The organism is Sphingomonas sp. P3_C6, assembly GCF_056402595.1.
On record NZ_JBFUHB010000014.1, the window covers coordinates 88,790 to 102,671 of the forward strand.

Genomic DNA, 13,882 nt, shown 5'->3' on the forward strand with positions numbered 1-13,882 from the left:
GCAATGGCTCGTTCCGTCTGGAAGGGTCCCTTCGTGGACCTCCATCTGCTCAAGAAGGCAGAGACCGCGCAGGAAACCAACGCGCGTGCACCGATCAAGACCTGGTCGCGCCGCTCCACGATCCTGCCGCAGTTCGTTGGCCTGACCTTCACCGTTTATAACGGTCGCAAGTTCGTGCCCGTGTCCGTCAACGAGGACATGGTTGGGATGAAGCTCGGCGAGTTCGCGCCGACGCGTTACTTCCCCGGCCATGCCGCCGACAAGAAGGGCAAGCGCTGATGTCGAAGGCAAAATCCCCCCGCAAGGTCGGTGAGAAGGAAGCTCTCTCGGTCGGTACGCAGATTCGCGGCTCGGCTCAGAAGCTCGGTCTCGTCGCTGCGCTCATCCGCAACAAGAAGGCCGGCGATGCGATGAACATCCTCGCTTTCTCGACCAAGGCGATGGCAGTCGATGCCCGCAAGGTTCTCGCCTCGGCGATCGCCAATGCGGAGAACAACCATAACCTCGATGTCGATGCGCTCGTCGTGTCGGAGGCTTCGGTTGGCAAGTCGATCGTCATGAAGCGTTTCGCGACCCGCGGTCGTGGCAAATCGACGCGCATCCTCAAGCCGTTCTCACGGCTGCGGATCGTCGTGCGCGAGCAGGAAGAAGCATAATGGGTCAAAAGAGCAATCCGATCGGTCTGCGTCTCCAGATCAACCGTACCTGGGACAGCCGCTGGTATGCGGAAGGCGCCGATTACGGCCGCCTCCTGCTCGAGGATCTGAAGATCCGCACCTTCATCATGAAGACGCTGCCCCAGGCGGCGATCTCCAAGGTGGTGATCGAGCGTCCGGCCAAGCTGTGCCGCGTTTCCATCTATGCCGCACGCCCTGGCGTGATCATCGGCAAGAAGGGTGCGGACATCGAGAAGCTGCGCCGCCTCCTCGGCAAGATGACCTCGTCCGACGTGTCGCTGAACATCGTCGAGATCCGCAAGCCTGAAGTCGACGCCAAGCTCGTCGCCCAGGGCATTGCCGATCAGCTTGAGCGTCGTATCGCTTTCCGCCGCGCCATGAAGCGTGCGGTTCAGTCGGCGATGCGCCTTGGTGCAGAGGGCATCCGGATCAATTGCGGTGGCCGTCTCGGCGGCGCCGAGATCGCCCGGTCCGAATGGTATCGCGAAGGCCGCGTTCCGCTGCACACGCTGCGCGCGAACGTCGACTATGCCGAAGCGCAGGCACACACCGCTTATGGCGTGTGCGGCGTGAAGGTCTGGATCTTCAAGGGCGAAATCCTGGGTCACGACCCGATGGCGCAGGACCGGATCATGATGGAGGCTCAAACCTCCGGCGTGCGCCCGGCTCGCTAAGGAACAAGAGCAATGCTGCAACCGAAAAAGACCAAGTTCCGCAAGGCCTTCAAGGGCCGGATCCATGGCGATGCCAAGGGCGGCACGACCCTCAACTTCGGCTCTTACGGGCTGAAGGCGATGGAGCCGGAGCGGATCACCGCACGCCAGATCGAGGCGGCTCGCCGCGCGATCACGCGTCACATCAAGCGCCAGGGGCGTTTGTGGATCCGCGTGTTCCCGGACGTTCCGGTCACGTCGAAGCCTGCCGAAGTCCGCATGGGCAAGGGCAAAGGTTCGCCTGAATATTGGGCCGCCCGGGTCAAGCCCGGCCGGATCCTGTTCGAGCTGGACGGTGTTCCTGGCGATATCGCAGCCGTGGCGTTCAGCCGCGCCGCGATGAAGCTGCCGATCAAGGTGAAGGTCGTTGCCCGTCTCGGCGACACCTCGCATCTGGGAGTTGCATAACATGAGCAAGATCGACACCCGTCGCTCCGACCTCACGGCGAAGACCGAAGACCAGCTCGACGAGGAGCTGGGCAACCTGAAGCGCGAGGCATTCAACCTCCGCTTCCAGGCAGCCACGAACCAGCTCGAAAAGCCGAGCCGGGTGCGTGAGGTCCGCCGCGACATCGCTCGCATCAAGACCCTGCAGAGCCAGCGCGTGCGCTCGGCCGAAGCCAAGTAAGGAAGAACGACATGCCGAAGCGCGTGCTGACCGGGGTGATCGTCTCGGACAAGACCGACAAGACGGTTGTGGTGAACGTTGAGCGTAAGGTGAAGCACCCGCTCTACGGCAAGATCATCCGCCGTACGAAGAAGTATCATGCCCATGACGAGGGCAATGAGTTCAAGCAGGGCGAAACCGTGCGGATCGAAGAGACCGCACCGATCTCCAAGCTGAAGACCTGGAAGGTGATCGAGCGGGTCAACACCCACGCGACCCCCGAGCGGGCAACCATCGACGGCTAACGCCGACAGTTGAGGCGGGGTCCGGTCGGAATCGGCCCCAGAGTGAGAAGGAACCGGATCGATGATCCAGATGCAATCCAATCTCGAGGTCGCTGACAACAGCGGCGCGAAGCGGGTGCAGTGCATCAAGGTGCTTGGCGGATCCAAGCGCCGGACGGCAGGCGTTGGCGACATCATCGTCGTCAGCATCAAGGAAGCGGCACCCCGTGCCCGCGTGAAGAAGGGCGACGTGCACCGTGCCGTCATCGTGCGTACGGCGAAGGACATTCGCCGGGCCGATGGCACCGTGATCCGCTTCGATTCGAACGCGGCAGTGCTGGTCAACAAGAACGAGGAGCCGATCGGCACCCGTATCTTTGGCCCGGTGGTTCGCGAGCTGCGCGCTCGCAAGCACATGAAGATCATCAGCCTGGCGCCGGAGGTTCTGTAATGGCCGCTGCGAAGATCAAGAAGGGTGACCGCGTCATCGTCCTGTCCGGTAAGGACAAGGGCAAGACCGGTGAAGTCACTCAGGCCCTGCCGAAAGACGGCAAGGTCATCGTGTCGGGCGTGAACATCGCGATCCGCCACACCAAGCCGAGCCAGGGCGACCCCCAGGGTGGCCTGAAGCGCGCCGAAGCGCCGTTGCACGTTTCTAAGGTCGCTCACGTGACTGCCGATGGCAAGCCGACGCGCGTTCGCTTTGAAACCAAGGACGGCAAGAAGGTCCGCGTGGCCGTGAAGTCCGGGGAGACGATCAGTGGCTGATGCAAATCAGAAGGCGGCGCACAAGCCGCGGATGAAGGCGATCTACGAAGATCGTATCATCAAGGCGATGACCGAGAAGTTCGGTTACAAGAATCCGATGGAGGTCCCGCGCCTCGACAAGATCGTCCTGAACATGGGCGTTGGCGAAGCGACGCAGGACAAGAAGAAGGTCGACAAGGCCGCCAGCGAGATGGAACTGATCGCAGGTCAGAAGCCCGTCGTCACCAAGGCGAAGAAGTCGATCGCGCAGTTCAAGCTGCGTGAGGGCATGCCGATCGGCGTGAAGGTAACCCTTCGTCGCGAGCGCATGTACGAGTTCCTCGACCGCTTCATCACGATCGCGCTGCCGCGCGTTCGCGATTTCCGCGGGCTGAACCCCAAGAGCTTCGACGGTCGCGGCAACTATGCCTGCGGTCTGAAGGAGCAGCTGATCTTCCCGGAAATCAGCTACGACAAGGTCGACCAGATTCGCGGCATGGACGTGATCGTGACGACCACTGCGCGGACCGACGACGAAGCGCGCGAGCTGCTCCGCCTGTTCGGCTTCCCGTTCCCGATCGAAGCTGACGAAGAAAAGAAGGCAGCGTAAGATGGCTAAGAAGAGTTCTGTGAACAAGAACGAGCGTCGCAAGCTGCTGGTGAAGAAATACGCCGGCGCCTATGCGAAGCTGAAGGCGATCGCGGCGGACAATTCGCTCGATGACGGCGATCGTCTGATCGCTCGCCTGAAGATGGCAGAGATCCCGCGCAACGGAAATCCGACGCGCATCCGCAACCGGTGCGAAGTGACGGGTCGTCCCCGCGCTTATTACCGCAAGTTCCGCCTCTGCCGTATTCAGCTGCGCGATCTGGCCAACAAGGGCCTGATCCCGGGCGTTACGAAGTCGAGCTGGTAAGGATCACGAGATGGCATTGACCGATCCCCTGGGTGATATGCTCACCCGCATCCGCAACGGCCAGCGCGCGCGCAAGGACTCCGTCCTGTCGCCTGCGTCCAAGCTGCGGGCCCGTGTGCTCGACGTGCTTCAGCGCGAGGGCTATATCCGTGGCTACAGCGAAGAAGAGATGGGCCCCGCAAAGGGCATCCGCATCGAGCTGAAATATTTCGAGGGCCAGCCTGCGATCAAGCATGTCGCACGCGTCTCGAAGCCCGGCCGCCGCGTCTATTCGGGCGCAACCGAGCTGCCCCGCGTCATGAATGGCCTGGGCATCACCATCGTATCGACGCCTCGCGGCGTTCTGTCCGACGCGGAAGCGCGTGAGCAGAATGTCGGCGGCGAAGTGCTGGCGGAGGTATTCTGATGAGCCGCATCGGTAAGAAGCCGGTCGCGATCCCGAGCGGTACGACCGCGACGATCGACGGCGGGCAGCTGAGCGTGAAGGGCCCCAAGGGCGCCCTGAGCATGCCGCTTCGCGAAGAGATCAGCTATGTCCTCGAGGACGGCGGCATCTCGGTGAACCCGGCGAACGACACCAAGCGCGCCCGTGCCTTCTGGGGCATGCAGCGTACCCTGGTGCAGAACCTGATCACCGGCGTGTCGGACGGCTTCACCAAGAAGCTGCTGATCACCGGCGTTGGTTATCGTGCGGACGCCAAGGGCAAGGTCCTGAACCTGAAGCTTGGCTACAGCCACGACGTCAACATCGACGTGCCGGAAGGCCTCGAGGTGAAGACGCCGGACAACACGACCGTCGAGATTTCCGGGTCGGACAAGCAGAAGGTCGGTCAGCTGGCCGCCGAGATTCGCCAGTGGCGGAAGCCGGAGCCCTATAAGGGCAAGGGCATCAAGTACGCCGGCGAGTTCATCTTCCGCAAGGAAGGGAAAAAGAAGTAATGAGCACCAAAGGTCTCTCCCTCTTTGCGAAGCGTCGCCTTCGCAACCGCACCGCGCTCCGCTCGCGTGCCGCTGGCCGTCCGCGCCTGTCGGTGCATCGTTCGGGCAAGCACATCTATGCTCAGGTGATCGACGATGCCCAGGGCACGACGGTCGCTTCCGCCTCCACGCTGGAGAAGGACGTGCGCAACACGTCCGGCGCGAACATCGATGCTGCCGTCCTGGTCGGCAAGCGCGTCGCCGAAGCGGCGAAGCAGGCAGGCGTCACCAAGGTCGTGTTCGACCGCGGAGGCTTCCTGTTCCACGGTCGCGTGAAGGCGCTGGCGGAAGCCGCGCGTGAAGCCGGATTGGAGTTCTAAGAATGGCCGACGAAATCAATACGACGGAAGTCGTTGCCGGCGGCGAAGCTGCCCCGCAGGACGCGCCGCAGGGCCGTGGTCCGCGTGGCGGCCGTGGCCGTGGTGGCCCGGGCGGCGGTGACAACCGCGGCCGTGGCGGCCGTGACGGCAATCGTGGCCGCCGCGACGATCGTCGCGGCGCGACCGACGATGGCGGCGAAGAGCTGATCGAGAAGCTGGTTCACATCAACCGCGTCTCGAAGACGGTAAAGGGCGGCAAGCGCTTCGGCTTCGCGGCGCTGGTCGTCGTGGGCGACGGCAAGGGCCGGGTCGGCTTCGGCCATGGCAAGGCACGCGAAGTGCCGGAAGCCATCTCCAAGGCGACGGCTGCTGCCAAGAAGGCAATGGTCCGCGTTCCCCTTCGCGAGGGTCGCACGCTGCATCATGACGGCAAGGGCCATTTCGGCGCCGGCCTCGTGACCGTGCGTTCGGCGCCGCAGGGCACCGGCATTATCGCGGGCGGCCCGATGCGCGCCGTCTTCGAGAGCCTGGGCGTGGCCGATGTGGTGACCAAATCGGTCGGCACGTCTAACCCGTACAACATGATCCGTGCGACCTTCGAGGCGCTGACCACCCAGGTCAGCCCGAAGTCGGTCGCGCAGCGTCGCGGCAAGAAGATCGCCGACCTGCTCGGCCGTGGTGGCTCGCAGGCCGCCGAGGCCGAAGCCGCAGCGATCGCGGAGTAAGACAGATGGCGAAGAAGAACGCAGCCACCGGCGGCACGATCAAGGTGACCCAGACTGGTTCGCCGATCCGCCGCGAGAAGGATCAGCGCGCGACGCTGATCGGTCTCGGCCTCAACAAGATGCACAAGACGCGCGAACTGCAGGACAGCCCCGAAGTTCGGGGAATGATCCGCAAGGTCGCGCACATGGTATCGGTCGAGGGTTGACCTGAACGATCCTCCCCGTAAGGGGAGGGTGAAGGGCGGGACGGCTCGAACGCAGGTTCGGGTGTCTCGCCCTCAACCTTTTTAATCAGCGCGACAAAAGCGAAAGCGAGTGCACGACATGAAACTGAACGAACTCCGCGACAATGAAGGCGCCCGCAAGTCCCGCATGCGGGTCGGCCGTGGTATCGGTTCCGGCAAGGGCAAGACCGGCGGCCGCGGCATCAAGGGCCAGAAGAGCCGTGAGGGCGTGTCCATCGCCGGCTTCGAAGGCGGCCAGATGCCGCTCCACATGCGTCTGCCGAAGCGCGGCTTCAACAACATCTTCGCCAAGGATTATGCCGAGGTGAACCTTGGTGCGATCCAGAAGGCAGTCGATGCCGGCAAGATCGAGGCCGGTGCGGCGCTCGACCACGCGGCGCTCAAGGCCGCCGGTCTGGCGCGCGGTGGCAAGGACGGCGTCCGTCTGCTCGGCAAGGGCGAGATCTCGGCCAAGCTGACCTTTACCGTTGCCGGCGCGTCGAAGGGCGCGATCGAGGCAGTCGAAAAGGCCGGCGGCAAGGTCGACGTTCTCGTCGTCGTGCCCGCAGCCGAGAAGGCCAAGGCCAAGAAGGGCGTAGCCCGCCTCGAGCGCATCGCGCACAAGGCTTCGTTCAAGGCATAAATCCCTGCGGGCCCGGCGCAGGCCGGGTACCGCGACGGGTTTTTCGGGCTGGCTTGGCGATGTTGTCGCAGATCCGGCATCAAAGGCCTTAGACAAGCCCGATCGGGCCCCTATATGAGCGGCGGGGCGGTTAAACGTTTCCCGCCGCTTTTGTTTCCCCCGATGTTTTTTTTGGGACGATCACCAATATGGCATCCGCAGCCGACTCGATGGCCTCCGGCATCAGCCTGTCGAAATTTTCCCAGGCGACTGATCTCAAGAAGCGCCTGTGGTTCACGATCGGTGCGCTGATCGTCTTCCGCATGCTCAGCTATGTGCCGCTGCCGGGCATCGATCCGTCAGTGCTCGCCCAGCTGTCGCAGCAGACCTCGGGCGGCGTGCTCGATTTCTTCAATGCCTTTTCGGGCGGCTCGCTCAGCCGGATGAGCCTGATTGCACTCGGCGTGATGCCCTATATCACTGCCTCGATCGTCGTTCAGCTCGCGACCTCGCTGTCGCCGACGCTGGCCGCGATCAAGAAGGAAGGCGAGAGCGGCCGCAAGCGGCTCAACCAATATACCCGCTACGGCACCGTCGGACTCACCGCGGTGCAGGGCTGGTTCATCGCCATCGGGCTCGAGACGCTCGGTGCGACCAACGGCCTGCAGGCGGTGATCGAGCCGGGCATGCTGTTCCGCGTCGGCGCGGTGATCAGCCTGGTCGGCGGCACCATGTTCCTGATGTGGATCGGTGAGCAGATCACCAGCCGCGGCATCGGCAACGGTATGTCGCTGATCATCATGGCCGGCATCGTCGCCAGCCTGCCGCGCACGCTTTACAACCTGTTCGAGGGCGGCCGTTCGGGCTCGCTTGATCCGGTGCGCCTGATCGGCATCATCGTGGCCGTCGTCCTGCTCATCCTCTTTATCTGTTTCATGGAGCGTGCGCAGCGCCGCATCCTGATCCAGTACCCGAAGCGACAAACGCAGCGCGGTATGCAGGCTGATCGCAGCCATCTGCCGCTGAAGATCAACACGGCTGGCGTGATTCCGCCGATCTTCGCCTCGTCGCTGCTGCTGATGCCGCTGACCATCACCCAGTTCGCGGGCAACCGCGTCGCGGGCGAGAGCACCTGGGGCGATTTCATCATCACCCTCAACCAGTATCTCCAGCATGGCTCGCCGGTGTACATGGCGCTGTACGGCGCGGGTATCATCTTCTTCTCGTTTTTCTACACCGCAGTGGTGTTCAATCCCGAGGAGACGGCGGACAATCTGAAGCGGTACGGCGGTTTCATCCCGGGCATCCGCCCAGGCAAGAATACCGAGGCCTATTTCGATTATGTGCTGACTCGCATCACCGTGATCGGCGCCGCCTATCTGACGATCATCTGCCTGTTGCCGGAATATCTGGTGTCGGCGCTGAGCATTCCGTTCTACCTTGGCGGCACCAGCCTGCTGATCGTCGTCAACGTGACGATGGATACGGTAACTCAGATCCAAAGCCACTTGCTTGCGCATCAATATGGCGATCTGATCAAGAAGGCTAAATTGAAGGGTGGGCGCCTCCGTTGAGAGGGGTGACATCGTAGTGAGGGGAACTGCCTTGAATATCATCCTCCTGGGTCCGCCGGGAGCGGGCAAAGGTACCCAGGCGAGCCGGCTGATGGCTGACCGGGGGATGGTCCAGCTCTCGACCGGCGACATGCTGCGCGCCGCGAAGAATGCCGGCACGCCCGTAGGCCTGAGAGCCAAGCCGATCATGGAAGCCGGCGGGCTCGTTCCCGACGAGATCGTGTCCGGGATCATCGGCGAGCGGCTAGACATGTCCGACACGCTGAACGGCGTGATCTTCGACGGCTATCCGCGCACCGCGCCACAGGCCGAGCAGCTCGACGCGTTGCTGAACGAGCGCGGGCGGACGCTGGATCATGTGATCGAGCTCGATGTCGATGAGGAAGCGCTCGTCGATCGTATCACCGGCCGCTACACCTGCGCCAAATGTGGTGCCGGCTATCACGACCGCTACAAGCAGCCGAAGATTTCCGGCGTATGCGATGTGTGTGGCTCGACCCATTTTAATCGTCGCGATGACGACAATGAGGCGACCGTTCGGACTCGCATGGCCGAATATCGTGCCAAGACCGCACCGATCCTGCCGATCTACGAAGCGCGGGGCCTGGTGTCGCGTGTCGACGGCATGGCCGATATCGATCATGTGACCAACGCGATCGAAGCCATTCTCGACGGCAAGTAACGCCCGCGTCGCTTGCCGTTCCGTCCGCAGGGCATATGATGCCCACGGTCAATCGGGGGAGGGCGTCGATGAAGTCTGTCGGTCTGTTGGGCGCCGCCGCGGTGCTGTTGCTTGCCGCCCCGGCCGGGGCGGAAGTCGTCTCTTCCACGCCGACCACGATGGAGATCAGCCAGGTCGTCACCGTCGACGCACCTATCGCGCGGGTCTGGGACACGCTGCGCTCGCCGCAGCGCTGGTGGAGCAAGGAGCACACCTACAGCGACGATTCGGCCAATCTCTATATGGACGGCCAGGCGACCGGCTGTTTCTGCGAGCGCTTCCCCGATCGCCGGGGCAGCGTCGAGCATGCCCGGATCCTCTATATCCAGCCGCCCCAGATGATTCGCCTGTCCGGTGCGCTCGGGCCGCTCCAGGCCGAGGCGGTAGTGGGCACGCTCACCTTCGCGCTCGCACCGGAGGGGACGAATGCGACCCGGCTGACGTTAACCTATGTCGTCAGCGGCTACGTCCGGGCGGGCGCCGATACCCTTGCACCCAAGGTCGACGAGGTGCTGGCGCTGCAGGTGGTCAATCTGAAATCTGCCGCTGAAGGCCCGCCGCCGCCCGCGCCGACGCCGCAGCGTTAGGTCGGCTGGACCAACCCGGCTCAGCGTACGCCCCGTTTGTGCGGTGTGACGATCGGCTGGCGTAAGGTGGGGCGTTCGGGCGCCCTCCGACGCTTCATGACAAATTCTTCATATGGCCTTCATCGGACCGCCCGGCGGGCGCCGCTATCAAGAGGACGTGCCCGGCGCGCGGGTACCAAACTCCTTGAATCGGCGTCCGCACTCCCGGGGGCGCCGTGGCCGGCGGAAGGTTCGCTTTCCGTCGGCCAATTTTGCTGTAAAGGCAGAAAGGCACCGCCCGGAATGCCGCCGATGACCCGCAAGATCCTGATCGTCGAAGACGACGCGTCGACCGCTGGCTATCTCGCGAAGGGGCTGGGCGAGGCTGGTTTTGCAGTAGAGACGTGCGGCGATGGTCGCGACGGCCTGTTCCTCGCCAGCGAGGGCATCTTTGACCTGATCATCGCTGATCGTATGCTCCCTGGCTTGAACGGCCTGGCGATGATCGGCGCAATCCGGGCGGCAGGCATTCGCACGCCGGCCCTGATCCTGTCGGCCTTGGCGACGGTCGATGATCGGGTCGACGGGCTTCGCGCCGGCGCCGATGATTATCTGGTCAAGCCTTTCTCCTTTGCGGAGCTCTCCGCACGGATCGAGGCGCTGCTCCGTAGGGCGGATCGAATCGCCAGCGAGGCCCAGACGACTCGTCTCACGGTCGGGGATCTCGAGATCGACCTGCTCGCCCGCACCGTGGCCCGCGACGGCAGGCCGATCGCGCTTGGCGCCCGCGAATTCAACCTGCTCGAATTCCTCGCGCGCCATGCCGGTCAGGTCGTCACCCGCACGATGATGCTGGAGAAGATCTGGAACTATCATTTCGATCCGGGTTCGAACGTGGTCGATGTCCATATCGGCAGGTTGCGTCGCAAGATCGAGGAAGGCTTCGCCACCCCGATCCTCCACACGGTGCGCGGCGCGGGGTACCGGCTCTCGGCCGACGCCTGATGCGGCGGCTGTCGGTCACGGCGCGCATCGCGCTGCTCGCGATCGCCCTGGCGTTGGTGTCCAACCTGGTCCTCGTCGCGTTCGTCTGGCGTCAGGTTCATGACGACGCGATCGACTCGCTCCGCCGGGATACTGCCGAGCAGGCCGATGCCCTTGTGTCGGTCTGGCGGGCGGGTGGCCTGCGGGCGCTCGACCAGACCATCGAGGAAGCCCGGGCGCCGGGCGATCTGTCGCTGATCATTGCCGTGGTCGATGCGAAGGGCAGGCGAGTCGCGGGCATCGGCCCGGCGGTGGCGACGATCGGCTCACAGGCTTCGGTCGATTTCCATATCGGACGGATCGGCGCCTCGCCGCCCTGGTCGCTGCGCGACGCGGGCTATTCGGTACGGCGGATCGGCGCGCTGCGACTGATCAGCGGGCGGATGCTCGACGATTGGGAGCAGGTACAGCGCGGGATCGAGCGGGCGCTGGTGCTGGCGATGCTGTTGTCGCTTGGCCTCGGCATCATCGGCGGTCTCGTCGTTACGCGCTATGTCGGGCGGCGCCTGAATAACGTCGCTGATGTGATCGAAGGCGTGGCGGATGGAGATCTGACCCGGCGCGTCGCAAATGCTTCGGGCGGGGGGGATGCCTTCGACCGGCTCGCGACCCGGCTCAACGCGATGCTCGATAAGGTCGAACGGTTGATGATCGAGCTGCGGGTCGTCACGGACAGCCTGGCACATGATCTGCGTTCTCCGCTGGCACGGCTTCGGACCAAGACGGAGAATGCGGTGCTGCTCGCCGATCCGGCGCAGCGAGAGGCTGCTCTGGGTGGCTTGCTGACCGAAACGGACATGGTGATGCGCATGCTGACCATGCTGATCGAGATCAGCCGCTCCGAGTCGGTCTCGCGTGACCGGTTTGCCAGCATCGATCCGGCAGCACTGATCGAGGAGATCGCCGAGCTCTATGCGCCCGTGGCGGAAGATGCCGGTCTGCGGTTCGCGGCTGTGCTGGAAACGCATCCGCCACGTCTGATCCTCCACCGCGAACTGATGACCCAGGCGATCGCGAATCTGGTCGACAACGCCCTGCGCCACGGCGCCGACGGGGGAGAGGTGACCCTGCGGCTGGCGGGGCAGGGGGGCGAGGTGCGTTTCCAGGTCGAGGATCGCGGGGCAGGCATTGCCACCGAGGATCGTGACCAGGCGCTACGCCGCTTCGGACGGCTCGACAACGCGCGCAGCACGCCTGGCGCCGGACTCGGGCTCTCGCTGATCGAGGCGGTGGCGCGGTTGCATGGCGGTCGGCTCGATCTGGGCGACAATGCGCCGGGCCTGGTCGCGGCGATCGTCCTGCCGGCGTGATGGTGTCGCGGAACGATTATCGATGAGCTGGGCGCTGAAGGCCATTCATACCCATGCCTGGGATTTCTGGTTCGCCCGCGCCTCGGTCGCGCTGGTGGCCGGGCTTCAGATGCTGATGTTCAACGATCTGACGATAGGTCCGCGCTGGCTGGCGCCGGGACTCGAGATCGCGCTGCTTCTGCCGCTGTCGGCGGCCACCGCATGGACCCAGGCCAATGCCCGCGAGGCACAGGCGGACCATTACTGGCAGCGGGTCGCGTGGGAAAGGCTGATGATCCGCCGTGCGGCACTCACGCTGACCGCGCTGATCACCGTCATCAATCTCGGCGCGCTGATCGAACTCGTCCATGCGCTGCTTGCCGGCAGCGCGACGAAGATCGGCCAGACCCTGTTGCTCGATGCGCTCAATATCTGGGCGACCAACGTCATCGTCTTCGCATTGTGGTTCTGGAACATCGATCATGGTGGGCCGGCCTCGCGCGGACTGATCGAGACCGAGAAATGCGACTTCCTCTATCCCCAGATGACCATCGGGGAGCCGCGCGAGCCCTGCACCTGGTCGCCTGGTTTCGTCGATTATCTCTATCTGTCCTTCACCAACGCGACCGCCTTCTCGCCGACCGACACGCTTCCCCTGTCGGGCCGCGCCAAGATGCTGATGATGATCGAATCCGCCATTTCGCTACTGACGATCGCGCTGGTTGCGGCTCGGGCAGTGAACATCCTGGCATGACCTGAATTGGTATCGTCTCGTTTTTGATGTATTGCCGCCGGTGACGACGGTGTTGGCGCCAACGTTGGCCACGCCAGCTTGACACAATCGACTCGCCTTCCTATTTGGGCGGTATTCCGAAACACCGGGTCCCGGCGGCGCTCGTTTGCGCTCGCCGTTATCTTGCGTTTAGGATGGCAACGCGTTGAGATGGGGCGGCTGCAGCCATGCACGCCCCGTGGAGCAGGAGAACGAATTTCATGGCTCGTATTGCGGGTGTCAATATCCCGACCAACAAGCGCGTTGTTATCGCGCTGACCTATATCCACGGCATTGGCGATACCAAGGCCAAGGAAATCACTGCCAAGCTGGGCATCGCCCCCGAGCGCCGCGTGCAGGACCTGACCGATCAGGAAGTGCTGCAGATTCGCGAAACGATCGACGCCGATCACACCGTTGAGGGTGATCTCCGCCGCCAGACCGCGATGAACATCAAGCGGCTGATGGATCTGGCCTGCTATCGCGGCCTTCGCCATCGCAAGGGCCTTCCGGTCCGCGGCCAGCGTACGCATACCAATGCGCGCACCCGCAAGGGCAAGGCCAAGCCGATCGCCGGCAAGAAGAAGTGATGCGCTGAGCCGTTCCTTTCGGGACGGCTCGCCTTCCAGCTACAGGTTAGGATTTCAACATGGCACGCGAACCTCAGCGCATTAAGCGGCGTGAGCGCAAGAACATCACCTCTGGCGTCGCGCACGTGAACGCCAGCTTCAACAACACCATGATCACGATCACCGATGCCCAGGGCAACGCGATCTCGTGGTCGTCGGCCGGCATGATGGGCTTCAAGGGAAGCCGCAAGTCGACCCCGTATGCGGCCCAGGTCGCAGCCGAGGACGCCGGCAAGAAGGCCGCCGAACATGGTGTGCGCACGCTCGAAGTGGAAGTTAAGGGTCCGGGTTCGGGCCGCGAGTCGGCGCTCCGCGCGCTGCAGGCGGTTGGTTTCCAGATCACCTCGATCCGCGACGTGACCTCGATCCCGCACAACGGCGTCCGGCCTTCCAAGCGCCGCCGCGTCTGATTTCCGTCTCGTCCGCGCGCGGTTGATCGCGCCGCGCGGACGATTCCCACATGGTCTGAGTTA

General features: G+C 63.8%; 24 protein-coding genes. All 24 read left to right on the forward strand.

Annotated elements, in window-relative coordinates; all coding sequences use genetic code 11:
• Positions 1-3: 3 nt before the first annotated feature.
• The 24 genes from rpsS to rpsK all read left to right on the forward strand — a co-directional run bounded on the left by rpsS (position 4) and on the right by rpsK (position 13,819).
• Positions 4-279 carry a 30S ribosomal protein S19 gene (gene rpsS / locus AC1DT7_RS14645; protein ID WP_034161646.1) on the forward strand — a complete coding sequence of 92 codons (276 nt, stop codon included), beginning with the start codon at positions 4-6 and terminating at the stop codon, positions 277-279.
• The gene (gene rplV / locus AC1DT7_RS14650) at positions 279-656 is read left to right on the forward strand and encodes a 50S ribosomal protein L22 (protein WP_272626161.1); all 378 of its coding nucleotides are present in this window, start codon (positions 279-281) and stop codon (positions 654-656) included. Before rpsS ends, rplV begins: the two co-directional genes overlap by 1 nt.
• On the forward strand, positions 656-1,351 hold the full coding sequence (rpsC, locus tag AC1DT7_RS14655; protein WP_372852037.1) for a 30S ribosomal protein S3: 696 nt from the start codon (positions 656-658) through the stop codon (positions 1,349-1,351). Before rplV ends, rpsC begins: the two co-directional genes overlap by 1 nt.
• 12 nt (positions 1,352-1,363) lie before the next feature.
• Positions 1,364-1,798: a 50S ribosomal protein L16 gene (gene rplP / locus AC1DT7_RS14660; protein ID WP_272626165.1), complete on the forward strand. Its 435-nt coding sequence runs from the start codon at positions 1,364-1,366 to the stop codon at positions 1,796-1,798.
• 1 nt (position 1,799) lies between these two features.
• Entirely contained in the window at positions 1,800-2,018 is a 219-nt protein-coding gene (gene rpmC / locus AC1DT7_RS14665) for a 50S ribosomal protein L29 (RefSeq protein WP_372852033.1), read from the forward strand.
• Between the two features lie 11 nt (positions 2,019-2,029).
• Complete coding sequence (gene rpsQ, locus AC1DT7_RS14670) at positions 2,030-2,302, forward strand: 30S ribosomal protein S17 (protein ID WP_372852031.1); 273 nt, start codon at positions 2,030-2,032, stop codon at positions 2,300-2,302.
• A 61-nt stretch (positions 2,303-2,363) separates the two neighbouring features.
• A complete protein-coding gene (rplN, locus tag AC1DT7_RS14675; RefSeq protein ID WP_332716285.1) occupies positions 2,364-2,732 on the forward strand; it encodes a 50S ribosomal protein L14 in 369 nt (122 codons plus the stop codon).
• Positions 2,732-3,049: a 50S ribosomal protein L24 gene (rplX, locus tag AC1DT7_RS14680; protein WP_301085640.1), complete on the forward strand. Its 318-nt coding sequence runs from the start codon at positions 2,732-2,734 to the stop codon at positions 3,047-3,049. The genes rplN and rplX overlap by 1 nt, the downstream gene beginning before the upstream one ends.
• 31 nt (positions 3,050-3,080) lie before the next feature.
• Entirely contained in the window at positions 3,081-3,638 is a 558-nt protein-coding gene (gene rplE, locus AC1DT7_RS14685) for a 50S ribosomal protein L5 (protein WP_478036799.1), read from the forward strand.
• A 1-nt stretch (position 3,639) separates the two neighbouring features.
• The gene (gene rpsN / locus AC1DT7_RS14690; protein WP_372852027.1) at positions 3,640-3,945 is read left to right on the forward strand and encodes a 30S ribosomal protein S14; all 306 of its coding nucleotides are present in this window, start codon (positions 3,640-3,642) and stop codon (positions 3,943-3,945) included.
• A gap of 10 nt (positions 3,946-3,955) precedes the next feature.
• Positions 3,956-4,351 carry a 30S ribosomal protein S8 gene (gene rpsH / locus AC1DT7_RS14695; protein WP_272626176.1) on the forward strand — a complete coding sequence of 132 codons (396 nt, stop codon included), beginning with the start codon at positions 3,956-3,958 and terminating at the stop codon, positions 4,349-4,351.
• Positions 4,351-4,884, forward strand: a complete 534-nt coding sequence (rplF, locus tag AC1DT7_RS14700; RefSeq protein WP_478036772.1) for a 50S ribosomal protein L6 — start codon at positions 4,351-4,353, stop codon at positions 4,882-4,884. The genes rpsH and rplF overlap by 1 nt, the downstream gene beginning before the upstream one ends.
• Positions 4,884-5,243, forward strand: a complete 360-nt coding sequence (gene rplR, locus AC1DT7_RS14705; RefSeq protein WP_478036773.1) for a 50S ribosomal protein L18 — start codon at positions 4,884-4,886, stop codon at positions 5,241-5,243. Before rplF ends, rplR begins: the two co-directional genes overlap by 1 nt.
• A 2-nt stretch (positions 5,244-5,245) precedes the next feature.
• Positions 5,246-5,968 (forward strand): 30S ribosomal protein S5, encoded by a 723-nt coding sequence (gene rpsE, locus AC1DT7_RS14710; protein WP_478036774.1) that lies wholly within the window; start codon positions 5,246-5,248, stop codon positions 5,966-5,968.
• A 5-nt stretch (positions 5,969-5,973) separates the two neighbouring features.
• Positions 5,974-6,174, forward strand: a complete 201-nt coding sequence (gene rpmD / locus AC1DT7_RS14715) for a 50S ribosomal protein L30 (RefSeq protein ID WP_299904200.1) — start codon at positions 5,974-5,976, stop codon at positions 6,172-6,174.
• A 118-nt stretch (positions 6,175-6,292) separates the two neighbouring features.
• Entirely contained in the window at positions 6,293-6,835 is a 543-nt protein-coding gene (rplO, locus tag AC1DT7_RS14720) for a 50S ribosomal protein L15 (RefSeq protein ID WP_478036775.1), read from the forward strand.
• Positions 6,836-7,023: 188 nt separating this feature from the next.
• Positions 7,024-8,388 (forward strand): preprotein translocase subunit SecY, encoded by a 1,365-nt coding sequence (secY, locus tag AC1DT7_RS14725; protein ID WP_478036776.1) that lies wholly within the window; start codon positions 7,024-7,026, stop codon positions 8,386-8,388.
• 31 nt (positions 8,389-8,419) lie between these two features.
• Positions 8,420-9,070 carry an adenylate kinase gene (locus AC1DT7_RS14730; RefSeq protein ID WP_478036777.1) on the forward strand — a complete coding sequence of 217 codons (651 nt, stop codon included), beginning with the start codon at positions 8,420-8,422 and terminating at the stop codon, positions 9,068-9,070.
• A 68-nt stretch (positions 9,071-9,138) separates the two neighbouring features.
• Positions 9,139-9,696, forward strand: coding sequence for an SRPBCC family protein (locus tag AC1DT7_RS14735; protein ID WP_478036778.1), 558 nt, complete (start codon positions 9,139-9,141; stop codon positions 9,694-9,696).
• Between the two features lie 291 nt (positions 9,697-9,987).
• Positions 9,988-10,680, forward strand: a complete 693-nt coding sequence (locus tag AC1DT7_RS14740) for a winged helix-turn-helix domain-containing protein (RefSeq protein WP_478036779.1) — start codon at positions 9,988-9,990, stop codon at positions 10,678-10,680.
• Entirely contained in the window at positions 10,680-12,029 is a 1,350-nt protein-coding gene (locus AC1DT7_RS14745; RefSeq protein ID WP_478036780.1) for a sensor histidine kinase, read from the forward strand. The genes AC1DT7_RS14740 and AC1DT7_RS14745 overlap by 1 nt, the downstream gene beginning before the upstream one ends.
• A gap of 22 nt (positions 12,030-12,051) precedes the next feature.
• On the forward strand, positions 12,052-12,762 hold the full coding sequence (locus AC1DT7_RS14750; RefSeq protein WP_478036781.1) for a hypothetical protein: 711 nt from the start codon (positions 12,052-12,054) through the stop codon (positions 12,760-12,762).
• A 239-nt stretch (positions 12,763-13,001) separates the two neighbouring features.
• On the forward strand, positions 13,002-13,370 hold the full coding sequence (rpsM, locus tag AC1DT7_RS14755; RefSeq protein ID WP_478036782.1) for a 30S ribosomal protein S13: 369 nt from the start codon (positions 13,002-13,004) through the stop codon (positions 13,368-13,370).
• Between the two features lie 59 nt (positions 13,371-13,429).
• Complete coding sequence (gene rpsK, locus AC1DT7_RS14760; protein ID WP_034161671.1) at positions 13,430-13,819, forward strand: 30S ribosomal protein S11; 390 nt, start codon at positions 13,430-13,432, stop codon at positions 13,817-13,819.
• Positions 13,820-13,882: the final 63 nt, after the last annotated feature.